General features: G+C 69.0%; 15 protein-coding genes. 13 read left to right on the top strand and 2 right to left on the bottom strand.

The genetic code is table 11. The annotated features are described in order from the left end of the window. Positions 1 to 63: 63 nt before the first annotated feature. Complete coding sequence (locus D7Y04_RS26620; protein WP_121761086.1) at positions 64 to 567, bottom strand: hypothetical protein; 504 nt, start codon at positions 565 to 567, stop codon at positions 64 to 66. A 268-nt stretch (positions 568 to 835) separates the two neighbouring features. On the opposite strand from D7Y04_RS26620, the gene dnaN reads away from it, so the two are divergent. The 9 genes from dnaN (at position 836) to D7Y04_RS26570 (ending at position 11,875) form a co-directional block, all read left to right on the top strand. Next, positions 836 to 1,942 carry a DNA polymerase III subunit beta gene (dnaN, locus tag D7Y04_RS26615; RefSeq protein ID WP_120596555.1) on the top strand — a complete coding sequence of 369 codons (1,107 nt, stop codon included), beginning with the start codon at positions 836 to 838 and terminating at the stop codon, positions 1,940 to 1,942. A gap of 112 nt (positions 1,943 to 2,054) precedes the next feature. Next, positions 2,055 to 3,287, top strand: a complete 1,233-nt coding sequence (locus tag D7Y04_RS26610) for a hypothetical protein (RefSeq protein WP_233601588.1) — start codon at positions 2,055 to 2,057, stop codon at positions 3,285 to 3,287. A gap of 84 nt (positions 3,288 to 3,371) precedes the next feature. Next, positions 3,372 to 4,106, top strand: a complete 735-nt coding sequence (locus D7Y04_RS26605) for a hypothetical protein (RefSeq protein WP_120596553.1) — start codon at positions 3,372 to 3,374, stop codon at positions 4,104 to 4,106. Continuing rightward, positions 4,099 to 5,169, top strand: coding sequence for a site-2 protease family protein (locus tag D7Y04_RS26600; RefSeq protein ID WP_121761084.1), 1,071 nt, complete (start codon positions 4,099 to 4,101; stop codon positions 5,167 to 5,169). Before D7Y04_RS26605 ends, D7Y04_RS26600 begins: the two co-directional genes overlap by 8 nt. After that, positions 5,166 to 6,935 (top strand): serine/threonine-protein kinase, encoded by a 1,770-nt coding sequence (locus D7Y04_RS26595; RefSeq protein ID WP_121761083.1) that lies wholly within the window; start codon positions 5,166 to 5,168, stop codon positions 6,933 to 6,935. Before D7Y04_RS26600 ends, D7Y04_RS26595 begins: the two co-directional genes overlap by 4 nt. Positions 6,936 to 7,377: 442 nt before the next feature. Further along, positions 7,378 to 8,697 carry a hypothetical protein gene (locus D7Y04_RS26585; protein ID WP_233601587.1) on the top strand — a complete coding sequence of 440 codons (1,320 nt, stop codon included), beginning with the start codon at positions 7,378 to 7,380 and terminating at the stop codon, positions 8,695 to 8,697. Next, positions 8,687 to 10,153 (top strand): hypothetical protein, encoded by a 1,467-nt coding sequence (locus D7Y04_RS26580; protein ID WP_121761082.1) that lies wholly within the window; start codon positions 8,687 to 8,689, stop codon positions 10,151 to 10,153. Before D7Y04_RS26585 ends, D7Y04_RS26580 begins: the two co-directional genes overlap by 11 nt. A 14-nt stretch (positions 10,154 to 10,167) precedes the next feature. Continuing rightward, positions 10,168 to 10,635 (top strand): hypothetical protein, encoded by a 468-nt coding sequence (locus tag D7Y04_RS26575; protein ID WP_121761081.1) that lies wholly within the window; start codon positions 10,168 to 10,170, stop codon positions 10,633 to 10,635. Positions 10,636 to 10,744: 109 nt separating this feature from the next. Further along, positions 10,745 to 11,875: a DNA replication/repair protein RecF gene (locus D7Y04_RS26570; protein ID WP_121761080.1), complete on the top strand. Its 1,131-nt coding sequence runs from the start codon at positions 10,745 to 10,747 to the stop codon at positions 11,873 to 11,875. Here the strand turns inward: D7Y04_RS26570 and D7Y04_RS26565 are convergent. Then, positions 11,872 to 12,252, bottom strand: a complete 381-nt coding sequence (locus tag D7Y04_RS26565) for a hypothetical protein (protein WP_121761079.1) — start codon at positions 12,250 to 12,252, stop codon at positions 11,872 to 11,874. The genes D7Y04_RS26570 and D7Y04_RS26565 overlap by 4 nt on opposite strands. 337 nt (positions 12,253 to 12,589) lie before the next feature. Between D7Y04_RS26565 and D7Y04_RS26560 the strand changes: the two genes are divergently transcribed. From D7Y04_RS26560 to D7Y04_RS26545, 4 genes are read left to right on the top strand one after another with little or no spacing between them, the layout of a single operon-like run. Further along, complete coding sequence (locus D7Y04_RS26560; RefSeq protein ID WP_121761078.1) at positions 12,590 to 13,096, top strand: hypothetical protein; 507 nt, start codon at positions 12,590 to 12,592, stop codon at positions 13,094 to 13,096. Beyond that, complete coding sequence (locus tag D7Y04_RS26555; protein ID WP_120599248.1) at positions 13,093 to 13,884, top strand: ABC transporter permease; 792 nt, start codon at positions 13,093 to 13,095, stop codon at positions 13,882 to 13,884. The genes D7Y04_RS26560 and D7Y04_RS26555 overlap by 4 nt, the downstream gene beginning before the upstream one ends. A gap of 13 nt (positions 13,885 to 13,897) precedes the next feature. Further along, positions 13,898 to 14,725: an ABC transporter ATP-binding protein gene (locus D7Y04_RS26550; RefSeq protein WP_120599249.1), complete on the top strand. Its 828-nt coding sequence runs from the start codon at positions 13,898 to 13,900 to the stop codon at positions 14,723 to 14,725. Then, on the top strand, positions 14,722 to 15,906 hold the full coding sequence (locus D7Y04_RS26545; RefSeq protein WP_121761077.1) for an MlaD family protein: 1,185 nt from the start codon (positions 14,722 to 14,724) through the stop codon (positions 15,904 to 15,906). Before D7Y04_RS26550 ends, D7Y04_RS26545 begins: the two co-directional genes overlap by 4 nt. The last annotated feature ends 46 nt before the right edge of the window (positions 15,907 to 15,952 follow it).

The raw sequence follows: 15,952 nt of genomic DNA, 5'->3' as shown, positions 1-15,952 counted from the left end.
CTGAGGCTCTGGAATCCGGCCGGGGCCGCGCATGACACGCGGTCCCGGTGGGATGGGGCACGCTCAGCCGACGATGCGGGTGGCGCGCAGGACGATGGCGTCGCCGCCGGGACCGGCCTTGAGACGCTTGTCCAGCGAGCCCTCCACCTTGAGTCCAGGGCCGCCCTTGGAGGCGCGCTGCAGGAGCTCACCCAGCTTCGCGTCGTCCCCGCCCGTGACAGCGGTCAGGTCGATCTCGTGGAGGGACTGGAGCTTCTTGTCCGGCGCGTCCGCGCTGAACAGGTCGTAGTGGTCGCAGGGCGGCGCGAAGCAGCGCTTCCCGTTGTCCTTGACGATGTAGACGGTGCTGGTGGTCATGGTGGCGTCTCCGGGTGAAGGGGTGGGGGCGGCCGTGCCGGGCTCGTTGGCGGCTCCCGCGGGCGCGTCCACGTCGGTCCGCTTCAGGTCGGCGGGGGCCTCCGCGCCGGACACGTCGCTGGAAGGCTGCGCGGTGGGGGAGGACGGCGTGCTGCACGCCACCGGGCCGAGCACGAGCACGGCGGACAGGAGCAGGGAGCGGGCGTTCATGGCGACTCCGGGAAGGAGAACGGGGGTGCCCTCCTACAACGCGGGAAGGGCACGGCCGGGTCCACTCTGCCCGGCCGCGCGCCCGCCCACCAGGGCAACAGGGGTCTTTTTCCTGCCTGTCCCACCTGGACACCCGAACAGTCTAGAATCGGGCGGAGCATGCCCATAAACGGGTGCCAAGACGGTGGTGGAAGGCCCCCCCCGTTCGTTGTACACCCGCGCCCCAAGAGATCGGCCTCCGGGGCCGTGACCTGTAAGGACGCCTACGATGGAATTCCGCATCGCCGCCGACGAGCTGAAGAAGGCCCTCTACCGCGCCCAGGGCATCGTGGAGCGCAAGACGACGATGCCCATCCTCGCCAACGTGCTGCTCACGGCGAACAAGGGCAGCATCACGGTCACGGCCTTCGACCTGGACATCGGCATCGTGTCCGAGCACCCGGCGGACGTGTCCAAGCCGGGCGCCGTCACGCTGAGCGCGAAGTACGTCTTCGACATCGTGCAGAACCTCCCGGACGCGGAGGTCACGCTCAAGAAGCTGGCGAACAACTACGTCGACATCTCCTCCGGCTCCGCGCACTTCAAGATCGTCGGCATGGCCGCCGAGGAGTACCCGAAGCTGCCCAAGGAGGAGAACGCTCCCCTGGTGCAGATCTCCGGCAACGTGCTGCTGGAGATGATCAAGAAGACCCAGTTCGCCATCTCCAGCGACGAGACGCGCTACATCCTCAACGGCGTCTTCTTCGAGCCCCAGTCCAGCGGCAAGGTCCGCATGGTGGCCACGGACGGCCACCGGCTGTCGCTCATCGAGCGCGAGATGTCCGGCGACTTCAAGCTCAAGAGCGGCGTCATCATCCCGCGCAAGGGCCTGATGGAGCTCAAGCGCCTGCTGGACGAGGCCCCGGACGCGGAGTGCCACCTGGGGTTCGCGGAGAACTCGGCGCTGTTCAAGAAGCCGGGCCTCACCATGGTGATGCGCCTCATCGACGGGCAGTTCCCCGAGTACCAGCGCGTCATCCCCAAGGAGGGCGAGAAGGTCGTCCTCGTGCCCAAGGTGCGCCTGCTGGAGGGCCTGAAGCGCATCGCGCTGCTGTCCGCGGACAAGAGCAACGCCATCCGCATCGGCCTGGAGAAGGGCAAGCTGCTCATCACCGCCAGCAACCCGGACCTGGGTGAGGCGCGTGACGCCCTGGACGTGGACTACAAGGGCAACGACATCACCATCGGCTTCAACGCCCGTTACCTCATGGACGTCCTGGGCGTGACGGAGACGGACGAGGTCAGCTTCGAGCTGGGCGACGAGCACAGCCCGGGCGTGCTGCACGGCCCCGGCGACCGCAGCTTCACGGCCGTGGTCATGCCCATGCGCGTCTGAGCCGACACAGTCGTCCAACTTCCCACGTCGGCGGGACGTCACCGTTCCAAGTCCGACGCTCCGCGCCATGGGGAGGCCTGCGCCCGGCGCGGGGGGCCCTTATGATGGGGGCGTGTCCACCCGTCCAGACGACCTGAGAGCGCGGCTGGAGGACCGAGCGGACCTCCTGGAGGCCACGCGCCTGCGCTACCGCGCACTCAAGGGCGTACTGGAGTCCTTCTTCTGGAAGGACCGGATCCGCAACCACTTCGAGCTGCTGCGCGAGGTGGCCGCCGACCAGCCGGAGGTAGACGCGACGCTGGCCGCGATGCGGCGCCGCGTGGAGGCGGAAGGCTGGCCACCCAACGCGGCCCCCGTCCGGTTGATGCACGAGGTGGAGCGCCTGCGAGAGGCGGTGGAGCGCGCGGCCGAGAAGCGGCTGTCCGCCAGCGCATCCACGGCTTCCTACGACGAAGGCACCGCGGAGGAGGACGACGGCCCCGCCACGCTGGGAGAGCGGCTGCTGCGCCTGGAGACGGAGGTGCTGGACGCGGCACCGTTCCTGGGCGGCCGTGTCTGGGCCCAGGCGGTGGAGCTGTTGCCGCGCAACCTGCCGGAGCTGCGCGCCGCGTGCGCCGCGGGCGAGGTGTTCGAGCGAGTGTTCATGCGCCCGGTGACGGAAGGGGCGCCAGCCTTCTCCGACGACGAGGCGCGGGAGCTGGCCCGAGCGCTGCCGCTGGGCGCCGCCGCGCTGGTGGCGCTGTGGGAACGGCTGGAGCGCTACGACAGCCGGGGACGGGTGAAGGACTTCCTCCAGCGGCGCATGCGCCGAGCACCGACGCGGGTGGCGCGCAGCGGGCCGGAGCTGCTGTTGCACGCGGCCTTCTGGCACGACGTGGCGCGGGTGCGGGTGCGCGCGGTGCTGGAGGCGGAGCTGGCGCCGGTGGTGCCGCGCGAAGCGGAGCTGCCCACGCTGTTGTCCTGGCGGGCCGCACTGTCGGAGGACCCGGCGCTGCGACTGTCCGCGCGGAGCGTCTTCACGGAAGGTCGCGCGGGGTTGGTGGAGACGGCGGCGGCGCTGGCGGCCCTGTCTCGCGAGCGGCCCCGGGGCGCGTGGAGCGAAGAGGTGGCGTGGTCGCGGCTGGAGCAGGCCGCGATGAGGGCGCGCGCGGAGGAGGGGACGGAGGCGGAGGCCCTGCGGGACGCCCTGCGCCTCTTCGTGATGCTGCGAGGCCAGGCACGCACGCCCGCGCGGCTGTTCTCTCCGGAGCACGCGAAGCCAGCGGGGGGCGACGTGGCTCGGAATGGGGACCTGGTGGCGCTGGCGCAGGCGGCGCGGCACGCGGCGCTGCGGCAGGGCGGCTGAAGACAGACACCGGTTTGGGGGCGGTGGCGGGCTTCTGTTAGGTTGGGTGGGCCCGTTTCCCTTTCTCTGTCGCAATCCCTGCCCATGACCCAGCCTGTTCCTCCGCCGTCCGATGACGCGGCGTCGCTCCAGTTCGATCGCGCCGAGTTCACCGAAGCGCCCTCGGCACCGAAGTGCTCCGTCTGCCAGCGCGCCATCAAGAGCGTGTATTACGACTTGAACACGCGCCTGCTGTGTCCCGATTGCCGCGAGCAGGTAGAGGCCGCGATGACGGGCGGCTCGAAGTCGAAGCGCGCCCTGACGGCGTCGGTGTTTGGCTTTGGCGCGGCCATCGCGGGCGCGGCGCTGTACTGGGTGGTGGGCCTGTCGGGCTACAACATCGGCCTCATCGCCATCGCGGTGGGGTGGATGGTGGGGACCGCGGTGTTCAAGGGCTCGGAGTCGCGCGGCGGCTGGTTCTACCAGGTGCTGGCGGTGGGGCTGACGTACTTCGCGGTGGCGGCCTCGCTCGCGCCGGATGTCTACAAGGAGCTCACGACGCAGCCTCCGGCCGAGGTGGCCACTGAAGCGCCAGCGGAGGAAGCGGAGGCGTCATCCCCCGTGGTCACCATGGTCCTCGCGGGAGTGATTTCCGTGGCGGCGCCGGTAGTGGTGGGAATCAACAGCCCCATCTCCGGGCTCATCTACGGCTTCGCGCTGTTCGAGGCGTGGCGCCGCACGAAGCGGACAGAGCTGAACATCGCGGGGCCGTTCAAGCTGGCGGAGGCGCCGGCCGAGGGCGAAGCCGCGCCGACGGAGCAGGAGCGGTCCGTTGGCTGAGGCGCTCGCGGTATCGCTCCTCACGCAGCGGTGTGAGGGGTGTGGTTCGGAGCTGGCGCCCCGGCTGCTCACGTGTCCGTCGTGCCGGAAGCTGGTGCATGGGAAGCGGCTGACGCAGCTGGCGGCGGATGCGCAGGCGGCGTCGCAGCGGGGCGCGCCGATGGAGGCGCTGGCGCTGTGGCGCGAGGCGCTGGACCTGTTGCCGCCGGACACGGCGCAGCACGCGCAGGTGACGGCGCGGGTGACGGCGCTGAGTCAGCAGGCGGATGCACTGGGGTTGTCCGCGCCGTTGGCGGAGGCGGAGCGCAAGCGTTCGGGGATGCCGAAGGTGTTGGCCAGCATGGGCGCGGTGGGCCTGATGCTGTGGAAGTTCAAGTTCTTGCTGGCACTGCTGTTGGGCAAGGGGAAGCTGCTGCTGCTCGGGCTCACGAAGGCGAGCACGCTGTTCTCCATGATGTTCGCGGTGAGCGTGTACTGGACGATGTGGGGCTGGAGCTTCGCGCTGGGGCTGGTGGCCTGCATCTACGTGCACGAGATGGGGCACGTGGCGTCGCTGCGCCGGCTGGGCATGAAGGCGGACGCGCCCATGTTCATCCCGGGCCTGGGTGCGTTCGTGCGCCTGAAGCAGGTACCGGTGGATGAGCGCGAGGACGCGCGGGTGGGGCTCGCGGGGCCCATCTGGGGCACTGCGGCGGCGGTGGTGGTGATGGGGGCGGCGCTGCTGACGGGGTGGAAGGCGCTGGGCGCCATCGCGCACGCGGCGGCCTGGCTGAACCTGTTCAACCTGGTGCCGGTGTGGCAGCTGGATGGTTCACGAGGGTTCCGGGCCCTGGCGCGTCAACAGCGGTGGATCGCGGTGGCCGTGCTGGGCGCGACGTGGTTCGCCACGGGAGAGAACCTGCTGCTGATCATCGCCGGAGTGGCGGTGTTCCGGGCCCTGCTCACGCCCGCGTCGGAGACGGGAGACCGCCGCACGCTGGTGGAGTACTGCGTGTTGGTGGTGGGCCTGGGCGCGCTGGGCTGGGCCGCGCAGCATTGGACGGGAGCGACGGCGGCACTGTGACTGGACCCGAGACGCCCATCCAGGTGGGCCCCTACCGGCTCCTCCGCCTGCTGGGAAGCGGAGGCATGGGGCAGGTCTTCGCGGCGCTCCATGAAGGAACCGGACAGGAGGTGGCCCTCAAGCTGCTGTCGTCCGAGTCCGCGGAGGATCCCCAGCTTGTCGCGCGCTTCCTTCAGGAAGCGCAGGCCCTGGCGCGACTCGACCATCCTGGCGTGGTGCGCGTCCTCGACAGTGGGCGGATGGGCGCCACCGCGTTCCTCGCCATGGAACTGCTCCAAGGGCAGTCCTTGCGCGAATGGATGAATGCGTCCAGGGGCGACTTCCACGGGGCCCTGGCGCTGTGCCGACAGATCGCCAGCGTCATGGTGGACGTCCACGCACGCGGCATCGTCCACCGCGACCTGAAGCCCGAGAACATCTTCCTCTGCCCGGATGCCACGACGGCTCCGGGACAGAGGGTGAAGCTCCTGGACTTCGGCATCGCCAAGCTGCCGCCCGGTGACACGGGGCCCTTGGATCCGACCCAGGTCCATACGCATGAGTCGACCCTCATCGGCACGTACGCGTACATGGCGCCCGAACAGTTTCGCAGCGCCGCGACGGTCGGGCCCCGCGCGGATGTGTACTCCCTGGGGGTGGTGCTCTTCGAACTGCTCGCGGGCCGCACGCCCTTCGACTCGACCGAGCCCATTGAACTGCTGACCGCGCATGCGCGGGAGGAGCCTCCCGCCATGCGGCAAGGTGCTCCAGATGTGCCCGGAGCACTGTCCGCATTCGTGGCCACCCTCCTCTCCAAGGAGGCGGAGGACCGGCCCACCATGGCGCGGTGCCAGCAGGTCCTGGAGCAGCCCTGGAAGCCTGAACCCGAGGTCTGCTCCATCCCGGGGCTCGCCTCCTTCACCGAGTCCCATGCCGCGCTCTTCTATGGCCGTGACGCCGAAGTGGCGGCGCTGCTCGGGCTCCTGGAGGAAGCGCGCGTCGGGGCTCGACGCTGGGTCCAGGTGGAAGGCCCCAGTGGTGGAGGCAAATCCTCGCTGCTCCACGCGGGACGCCTGCCCCGGCTGAGGACCTTGGATATCCGGGAGGGAGCCCAATGGCTCATCGCCACGGTGCGTCCGTCGGCGACCCTCTGGGATGGCCTGGCCCAGGCGCTCACGACGGCGTTGGCCTCCGAGTCGAAGGATGCACTGCTTGGGACGCTGCGAGCGGGGCCCACCGCGCTGCGGGACTTCGTCTCGTCGAAGACGCCACGGGGCTTCCTCCTGCTGCTGGTCCTCGAGCCCCTGGAGGAACTGCTCACGCTCGACGTGGCGGACCGGCAGGCTGTTGATGCGTTGTTGGCCGAATCCTTGAGGGGCGGCGAAGTGCCACTGCGCCTGCTCACGGCGGTGCGCGGTGATTTCCTCCATCGGATGGAACAGCAGCTCCCCGCGCTGGCCCGGAACCTTCCCGAGGCCGTGCGCTACCCGTTGCCACCCATGAGGGCGTCTGGCCTCGCGCAGGTCGTCCACGGCCTGTCACGCCACGCGGGGCTCCATCTGGAGGAAGCGCTGGCTTCGCGGATGGTGGAGGACGCCCGTGATGAGGACGGACGCCTGCCGCTGCTGAGCCATGCGTTGAGGGGGCTCTGGGGTCTGCATGCGGAAGGTTCACTGACGCTCGCGGACTACGACCGGATGGGGGGCGTGGGCGGCGCGCTGTCGCGGCAGGCAGAGGGCTTGCTGGACGCCTTGGGGCCGCAGGGGAGGGAGCGGGCACCGTGCTGACATGGGGGTTCCCGCCTATCAGCAACCAGGGCTCCCCGGGCTTGGGATGGACATTGAGCAAGTCGCGCTGCTCACCGCGCGGATGACATTGCAGACGCTCGGAGATCGGATCGACGGAGGGCTCGACTACCCGAAGGCCCACGGCGATCACCTGATCTGGTCCAATCACGGAGGATGGGCAGTCGACGGTCCGCTTCAGGCGAGGGTGGAGCGTATTCCGCGAAACCGCGAATGCCTCGTGTGTGGGGTTGGAGGTGAACTCCCCCTGGCCTTGGAGGAGGAGCAAGAATTGGCCGCCCTGCAAGTGGTCCGAAAGTAAAACCTCACAGATTTCACCTTCCGTGCCGTCTCCCTCCGTTCCAGGTCGTCAAGTCAGCCCGCCCTGATAGTCCTTTCCTCGCATGGTTGTGCGGAGGATTCACGGAAGTTGAGGGGACTTTCCATGAGCAGAAGGTGGGGCCTGGCGCTGTGCCTCCTGTCATGGGCATGGCCTGACCGAGTGGCCGCACAGGAACTGGAACCGTCCAATGCCGCGGAGGACTGGCACTTCCTGACCCGGCTCGACGTGTCGACCCTGGCCCTGCTGCCTGGCGGCGACAGCGGGACACGCGAAGGTTTCATCCAGTTCGGTCCCACCCTGATGCTGGATGGTGGCGCGGAGTTCGGCGTCAACCTGGGGGCTCCGGTGAGGCTTCGCCTGTGGGGCGGCGCACGGAACGCGGGTGCCTTCCGCCAGGAAGACTGGGACAGTCTGTCCGACTGGGGGCAACTGATCCGGGCCCTCAAGCTGGGGTCGAATGAAGCGCCTCTGTCGCTGTGGATGGGGGCTCTGGATCGCTACAGCCTGCTGTCCGGGCACCTTGTGCGGCGCTACTCCAACCGCATCAACCCCGACTACCACCCGGCGGGTGGCTTCCTCACCGGGACGCTCGGCCCCCTCTACGTGGAGGCGTTTGCCTCGGACGTCCTGGGCGCGCGGATCTTCGGAGCGGAAGCCGAGGTGGACCTGGAGCACGTCCTCTTCGGGCGGCCCGCCCAGGCCGGAAGGTACACACTGGCCGTGTCCGCGGTACACGAGGGTGGCAAGGGAGAGGGAACCTCGCCCAAGGTCACGCTGGCCCATCTGGATGGAACCGCGGTGGTGTGGACGCGTCCGGGCTTCGAACTGCACCTGCTGGCTGGCTGGGGAGGCCAGCCTGGAACGGGTGGCGCGTGGGGCGCGGTGGCCGGAATCGGCGCGGACGTGGAGAGCCCCGCGTTGAATGCGCGGCTGCGCTTGGAGGCGCGGCGGCAGCACGGAGGCTTTCGCCAGGGTGCCTTCGGCCCGGACTACGAGCTGGCGCGCTTCCGCGCGGTGGGCGCTTCCAGACAGCCCCTGGCGAAGGCGTCATTCCCGGACGGGGGCTCTGTCTACGCCGAGGCAGACGTGAGCTGGGACGCAGAGCAGTTGGTGGGAAGGGTGCAGCGGCACCTGACCTTCTCCTGGGCGGTGGAGGTCTTCACCGGGGGGCGCGTGGACACGGACGGACGCCTCGCGCTCCAGCTCTTCGATCGGAACCTGGAACTCGCCGCGAGCGTGCTGGGAATGGGCCTGGGCCAGCCGGGGGCCCGTGTCCTCGTGTCCGGAGACCTGCGCTGGCGCTTCGCAGGCAGGCTGTACGCGCTGGGACAGGGAGGGACGCTGTTGTTCCCGGAGGCGGACGGGGCGCTGCGTCCGGGTGCCTATGCCTCGCTGGGTGTGGGAGTCGACAATGCGCGCTGAGGTGCTGCTGCTGAGCGCGGTCCTGCTCGTCACGGGCTGTGTTTCCACAAGGCCGCAGTCCGGGCACTCCAGCGTCCTCAATCGAGGCTCGGGGGTCGCGCCCTTGCGTCGTCATCACGCCGAGCGCTCCCTGGACACGGAAGCCGCACGGAGCACACGGAGCCAGGTCGCCGCGCGGGCCGTCCTTCACGGCACCGAGGAGGCTGATGCCTTCGAGCGTTTGTTGATGCTCGCGGGGCTGGCCCCCGGGGACGAACTGCCCCTGCGTGCGTCCGCGCTGACGCCAACGCAGGCCGCGCGATTGTTGTCGGTGTTGCTGAAGAAGCCTGTGACCCTGGGCAACTTCCCGCCTCGCATGGGCGCGAGCCTGCTGCTGCGCCAGGTGCTGGAGGGTGACCGCGTGTCGCGGGAGGAACTCCTGCGCCGGATGACACGCCTCGAACGGCTCGCGGTGTTAAGGCCCGACGGCTATCTCGCGTGGGTCATCAACGGGCATACGCAGCAACGCGTGGGGCCGGTGGAGTGGAAGGACGGAGCCTTCGTCGCGCTGGGCTTCGAACTGGGGCGCTTCTACGTCAACACCGGTGGCGTGTTCCGGCCGACGGATGAGCAGCTCCAGCCCGTGTTCAATGGGTTCGTCGTGGAGGTGTACGACGACGCGGACATCCTCGGCCGCTCACTGGACGGCGCCGGGGACGCGTTCTTCGAGCTGGCCATGTCCATCGGGAAGTTCTTCACCGCTCCAACGGACAGCCTCCTGGCACTTCAACACCTGCCAGAGGGCATCGCCGCCCTCGTCGCTTCCTCTCCCGAGTACCTGGAGCGCTTCACCTTCATGACGCGAGGAGAGCAGGTGAGGGCTGTCGCGAAGCTTTTGACGACGCTCTATGCCGGAGGAGGTGTCGCGAAAGGCTCCGCCGGCGCTCTGACCACGGCGATGGGCGGCGCGGACGCCATGCTCCCCGTGCTGTCCCTCACCGGCGAGGGGGCGCTGGTGATCGAGCGCGTCGCGATTCCCGTGGGACGGATGGCCCACGCGTTGGGGACCGGCGTCGGAGGACTCTATGTCCTTGCCTCAGCGGAGCCAGGGGGCGGAAGCGGTTTGAAGGTCGCGCCACCCGAGCGTGTGGTGAACGACCTCAAGGACTTCTCAGGGAAGCGTTTCCAGGCGGGCGCTGAGACGTTCCTTCTCGACAAGAAAGGGCTCCAGCACATCCTCGAACGGCATCACCCCCGGTATTGGGATGGGACGACGAAAGAGACGCAGAGTTTCTTTGGCGCGAAGATGAGCTTCGAGGACGTGATTCGTGCCATCGAGGCGGTCCTTCAGCAGAACCGGGCGCGGATGGTCGGGCGAGGAACACGCGGGATGTACCAACTGAGGGGGACTGTCGATGGAGTAGAGTACGTCCTGGGACTCAACCAGGGCCGAGTCGGCCAGTTCTACCCTCGATAGGTGAAGCAAGACGCATGGTCCAGATCGCCACCTACTTCAGGCAAGGAGAGGTCTTCGTCCCAATCGATGCCTTCGTCGGCCCCATCCCCGACGAGGACTACATCGAGGGCGCGCTGGAGTTCTCCATGGGTGGGCGCTCGATGTTGACCCGCCAGGAATGGGACTACATCGATCAGCTGTGGGCCTACCTCGTTGGAGGCGTAGCCGACCTTCAAAGGGGGGAAACGTTCCAGACCTTCTTCCCCGATCAGCCCATCGAACTGAGCATCACACCCGATGGGGTCGGTGGGCATGCCACGATGCGTGTCGTCATCGGGGGAGACGTTCGCGAGGCATCAGTAGAACTCGCCGTCCTTGTTGCCGAGGTCCTGAAGGAGGCCAGGCACTTCTTCGAGCGGATTCAGAAGGTGCTGCCCCGGGAGGCCTACCAACAGACGCTCCAGGAAATCTCAACGCTGGAGCGGATGCAGGGCTCAGCCTGAAGCCGCGCGCTTCCACCCGCGCCCACCAGCCAGGCGTCACCCGCTGAATCCCGCGCACCGCCGGCCGCCGCATCTGTAGTACGAAGGTCGGCCCCTTCACGGTGACGCTGTGCGCCTCCTCTCGCTCCAGGTCCAGGACTTCCGCAACCTCCCGGCGGTGCAGCTCGCACCCAGCCCCCACTCGACCATCGCCGTGGGCCAGAACGGGCAGGGGAAGACCAACCTCCTGGAGGCGCTCTACTTCCTCGCCACCCTCAAGCCCCTCCGCGCCGGACGCCTCTCCGAGCTCGTCCGCTGGGGCTCCCAGGCCGCTCGCGTCACCGGCCGCTTCCTCCTCAAGGGCGCCGAGCGCGAAATCTCCGTCGAGGTCGGCGGTGGTACCCGCCAGGCCCTCGTGGACGGCAAGAAGGCCGCCAGCCTCGAGGACTACTTCGGCGGCGTCTCCGTCGTCGCCTTCACCCCGGATGACCTGGAGGTCATCAAGGGCGGCCCCGACTCCCGCCGCGCCTTCCTCGACCGCGCCGTCTTCAACCGCTTCCCCGCCTTCCTCCGGGAAAGCCGCGAGTACGCCCGCGCCCTCAAGAACCGCAACCGCCTGCTTCGTGACGGCGCCACCGTCGACGCCGCGTACCTCGACGCTTACGACGAGACCCTCGCCGGCGCGGGCGCACGCCTCTACGCCCGCCGCCGCTCGCTGATGGCCGAACTCGCGCCCCGCGCCCAGGCCACCTTCGCGTCCATCGGCCGCACCGTCGACCCTGCCGTCTACGGCTACCACCCCGCGCACCTCGGCGCCGACTTCGCCCACGCCGACGAGGCCGCCCTCGCCTCCGCCCTGCGCGAAGCCCTCTCCGCGCGCCTGCGCCGTGACCTGGACCGCGGCTTCACCTCCGTGGGCCCGCATGTGGATGACGTGTCCGTGACGCTGGGCGGCCGCAGCGCTCGCGCCTACGCGAGCCAGGGCCAGCAGCGCGCCTTGGTGCTGGGGTGGAAGATCGCGGAGATTGAAAACCTGGAGGCCGCCATGGGCTTCCTCCCCCTGCTGCTGCTGGATGACGTCTCCAGCGAGCTGGACCCCGAGCGCAATGCCTATCTCATGGGCTACCTCGCCCGGAGCGGCGCGCAGGTCTTCCTCACCACCACCGACGCGGGGCTCGTCCGAGCCGCCGCCGCCAGTGACTCCCTCTGGCTCACCGTCCACGCGGGACAGGTGGCCACCGAACCTCCGTCACAACCCTAGTGCACCCGCCGCCGGTGCCAGGGCCAGTGCACCGACCGGCGCGGATGGTGGGGCAATTCCTGCCGCGTCACGTGCCCGAAGTACTCGAAGCGGAACTCCGCCCAGAGCAGCCCGAACGCCACCGCGAACAGGAACACCGCCATCGTCAGCCACCACACGGTGCTCGTCGCCAACGCGATGATGAACAACACCCCCAGCGCCGCCGCCACCCCCAGCGACACGTCGCGCAGGCGCTTCGACTCGCTGAACGCCATTCCCATCGCCAGCATGGAGAGCGCCAGGAGCGGCCACGCCAGCCAGTACGAAGTGCGCGCGTACAGGTTGGCAATCGACAGCAGGAACAACCCGAATCCGAATATCGCCAGTCCGCCGTCCATCGAATCCTCCTCGGGAGAATCCCCGGCTCCCGGCTGAACATGGGACCTCCTCATGTCCCCATGCACCCCGCCTCCCCCAGTCCGACCGGGGACACGGCGGGAGAGCGACCCCGGTACCCCCTCCGGAATAGACGACGCCTGGCCCCGGTCTCCTTCGTGTTCCCACGAACGCGTGCGCACCTGTCGCCCGGAGCCCGTTCGGGGTGCCGGGCCCTCGGCGGGCGCGCGTCCGTGAGTCGACGTTCGCTCCGACGAAGTTCTTGCGGACCTGCCGGGCGTGCACCATGACCATGCCCGCCGTCCCACCGGGCGGACCCGGGACGAACGAAATGGTGCCATGTCGCGTTTGCTGCTGACGCTCGTGCTGTCCACCCTCCTCGCGGGGTGCCACCGCGCGACGTTCGAGGACTCGGTGCTCCGGAAGTCCGACGTGAAGTACCGCGTCGGCCCGCTGTCCAATGACGTCTGGGAACGCCGCGGCTTCGACGACAACGACCTGGCCTTCGTGGAGCGCGGCGACACCGGCCGCGTCATCGCCACCAACTCCACCTGCCGGGACCATGACGACCCGTCCCTCCAGGTCCTCACGAAGCACCTGCTCATGGGCTTCACCGAGCGTCAGGACCTGGGCCAGCGCACCTTCACCCTGGACGACCGCGAGGCCCTGCGAAGCCGCTACGTCGCGAAGCTCGACGGCGTGCCCGTCTCCCTGGAGCTCGTGGTGGTGAAGAAGGACAACTGCGTCTTCGACTTCAGCTACGTCGCCCCCGTGGGCACCGCCGACGCGCGCATGGCGGACTTCGAGAGCCTCTTCCAGGGCTTCCACGCGGAGCGCCAGCGATGATGCCCGAGGCGAAGCTCTCCGGCGGCCCCAGCCTCAAGGAGCGCCTTCGCGAGCGCATGGAGTCCCTGGGCGCCCTGTCCGTCATGACGGGCCAGGTGTTCAGCCGCGCCGTGCGCCCACCCTACGACTGGGCCGGCCTCATCTTCCACACCGAGTCCCTGGGCGTGCGCTCGCTGCCCATCGCGCTGCTCACCGCGACGTTCGCCGGGCTCGTCATCTCCTTGCAGTTCGGCTACTTCCTCGCGCGCTTCGGCGTGCAGTACACCGTGGGGCGCGTGGTCATCCTCACGCTGTTCCGGGAGCTGGCCCCCGTGCTCACCGCCCTCACGGTGGGCGCGCGCATCGGGTCCGGCATCGCCGCGGAGCTGGGCTCCATGACCGTGACGGAGCAGGTGGACGCCATCCGCGCGCTGGGCGCGGACCCGCTGCGCAAGCTGGTGGTTCCGCGCGTGTTCGCGTGCCTCATCGTGATGCCGGTGCTCACCGTGTTCTCGGACGTGGTGGGCCTGGTGGGCGGCGCGCTGGTGGTGAAGTCCCAGTACGGCATCTCCCTGGACCAGTTCTCCCAGGGCGCGCTGGACGCGGTGTTGATGGGCGACTTCGTCTCCGGCGTCGTCAAGGGCGCCGTGTTCGGGCTCATCATCGGCCTGGTCGGCTGCTTCAAGGGGCTGGCGGTGGAGGGCGGCACGGAGGGCGTGGGCCGCGCCACCACGCAGACGGTGGCCATCACCTCCGTCACCGTGTGCCTGGCGGACTTCTTCATCACGAAAATCACGCTCTACTTCTGAAGCCAACCGCACCATGCGCAAGGCCCACCACCACCGAGACCCCGCCGTCCCGTTCAGCTTCCGCAAGCCCACGCCGGGCGAGGAGCTCATCCGCTTCGACGGGCTCATCAAGCAGTTCGGCCCCAAGCGCATCTACGACGGCGTGGACCTGGACGTGCGCGCTGGCGAGACGCTGGTGGTGCTGGGCGGCTCCGGCGTGGGCAAGAGCGTGCTGCTCAAGTGCCTCATCGGCCTGCTGCACCCGGACGGCGGCAGTGTCCTGTTCGAAGGCTACGACCTGGCGAAGTTCTCCGAGGAGCAGTTCCTGGAGGTCCGCAAGCACGTGGCCATGGTGTTCCAGGGCGCGGCGCTGTTCGACTCGCTCAGCGTGGCGGACAACGTGGCGTACCCGCTTCGCGAACACTTCCCCACCATGTCCCGCGCGGAAATCCAGAAGCGCGTGGCGGAGAAGCTGGAGCTGGTGGACCTGCCCAACACGGAGAAGCTGATGCCGTCGGACTTGTCCGGCGGTATGCGCAAGCGCGTGGGCCTGGCGCGCGCCATCGCCACGGACCCGGAGGTCATCCTCTGGGACGAGCCCACGACGGGCCTGGACCCCGTCACCACGCAGACCATCAACGAGTTGATTGATTCGATGAAGCAGCGCCTGGGCGCCACTTCCATTGTCGTCACGCACGACATGGTGAGCGCCTTCGTGCTGGCGGACCGGATGGCCATGCTGGCCAACCGGAAGATCGTCCAGGTAGGCACCCCGGAGGAGATGCGCCGCTCCCAGGTGCCGGAGGTGCGCGCCTTCATCGACGCGCGCCGCCTGGAGCTGAACCCCCGGGGAACACCATGAGTCTCTTCACGTCGACCTCGAAGGAGAAGCGCCTCGCCGTGCGCGCGGGCCTCTTCGTCGCCGTTGGCCTCGCCGTGGCAGGCATCGTCGTCTTCTTCATCGGCCGCGAGTCCAACCTCTTCCAGCGTCAGGTCATCTTCCACGCCTACTTCCCCAGCGTGGACGGCCTGAGCGACCAGTCCCCCGTGTGGATTGGCGGCCTGAAGGTGGGCCGCGTGAACAGCGTGTCCTTCTCCCAGGACCTGAAGGACAGCCGCCTGCAGGTGGAGCTCCAGGTGGCCAGCGCCTACGCCAGCCGTATCCGCGCGGACTCCGTGGCCCGCCTCACCAGCATGGGCGTCCTGGGCGACAAGGCGGTGGACATCTCCCTGGGCAGCGCGGACAAGCCCGCCGTGGAGCCCGGCGGTGTCATCCAGTCCAGCAGCGGCGGGGACCTGTCCAAGCTGATGACCAGCGCCAGCCGCGTCATGGAGAACTCGGTCGAAATCAGCGAGTCCCTCAAGGAGGCCGTGAAGGTCTACACGAACCCGGAGCTGTCGCGGGACCTGGCCAAGAGCGTCGCCTCGCTGCGCAACATCATGGAGGAGGTGGAGAAGGGCAACGGCGCCCTGCACGCGCTCATCTACGACCCGCGCACGGGCCAGGAGGTGAACACGCTGCTCGCCAACGCGTCCGGCGCCGCGAAGCGCATGGACGGTGCCCTGGGCCACGTGGAGGCCATCCTGTCGGAGGTTCGCCGCGGCGACGGCACCGCGCACGCGCTCATCTACGGCCAGGACGGTGCGGTGGCCATGCGGGAGCTGGGGGCGGCGGCCGGCCAGCTCGCGGGCCTGCTGGAGGACGCGAAGAAGAGCCCCAACGGCGCCGTGCACCAGCTCGTCTACGGCGACGCCAAGGGCATGTTCGCGGACCTGGGCAGCGCCGCCGCGGACATCAAGACCATCACCGCCACCGTGGCCAAGGGCGACGGCACCCTGGGCGCGCTCGTCAACGACCCCACCGTCTACGACGACCTGCGCGAGGTGCTGGGCAACGTGAAGCGCAACCGCATCCTCCGCGCCCTGGTGCGCTTCTCCGTGAGCAACCGCGAGTCCCTGGACCAGGTGGGAGCCCCCCAGACGGCGCCCACCCCGCTCACGCCCGCCCCGGACGCGGGTGACGCCCCCGCGCCGACGCCCTGAGCCACCGTTTGAGCCCATAGTGTTTTGCAGTGTTTCCAGGACTGTC

The organism is Corallococcus sp. AB038B, from assembly GCF_003668955.1.
In the GTDB taxonomy this organism is placed as follows: domain Bacteria; phylum Myxococcota; class Myxococcia; order Myxococcales; family Myxococcaceae; genus Corallococcus; species Corallococcus exiguus.
This window is presented reverse-complemented; position numbering and strand designations above follow the sequence as displayed.

Excerpts from the sequence above, each read along its gene's own strand:
- D7Y04_RS26620 (WP_121761086.1), bottom strand. The coding sequence starts at position 567 with ATGAACGCCCGCTCCCTGCTCCTGTCCGCCGTGCTCGTGCTCGGCCCG.
- dnaN (WP_120596555.1), top strand. The coding sequence starts at position 836 with ATGGAATTCCGCATCGCCGCCGACGAGCTGAAGAAGGCCCTCTACCGC.
- D7Y04_RS26605 (WP_120596553.1), top strand. The coding sequence starts at position 3,372 with ATGACCCAGCCTGTTCCTCCGCCGTCCGATGACGCGGCGTCGCTCCAG.
- D7Y04_RS26585 (WP_233601587.1), top strand. The coding sequence starts at position 7,378 with ATGAGCAGAAGGTGGGGCCTGGCGCTGTGCCTCCTGTCATGGGCATGG.
- D7Y04_RS26580 (WP_121761082.1), top strand. The coding sequence starts at position 8,687 with ATGCGCGCTGAGGTGCTGCTGCTGAGCGCGGTCCTGCTCGTCACGGGC.
- D7Y04_RS26575 (WP_121761081.1), top strand. The coding sequence starts at position 10,168 with ATGGTCCAGATCGCCACCTACTTCAGGCAAGGAGAGGTCTTCGTCCCA.
- D7Y04_RS26565 (WP_121761079.1), bottom strand. The coding sequence starts at position 12,252 with ATGGACGGCGGACTGGCGATATTCGGATTCGGGTTGTTCCTGCTGTCG.
- D7Y04_RS26560 (WP_121761078.1), top strand. The coding sequence starts at position 12,590 with ATGTCGCGTTTGCTGCTGACGCTCGTGCTGTCCACCCTCCTCGCGGGG.
- D7Y04_RS26555 (WP_120599248.1), top strand. The coding sequence starts at position 13,093 with ATGATGCCCGAGGCGAAGCTCTCCGGCGGCCCCAGCCTCAAGGAGCGC.
- D7Y04_RS26550 (WP_120599249.1), top strand. The coding sequence starts at position 13,898 with ATGCGCAAGGCCCACCACCACCGAGACCCCGCCGTCCCGTTCAGCTTC.
- D7Y04_RS26545 (WP_121761077.1), top strand. The coding sequence starts at position 14,722 with ATGAGTCTCTTCACGTCGACCTCGAAGGAGAAGCGCCTCGCCGTGCGC.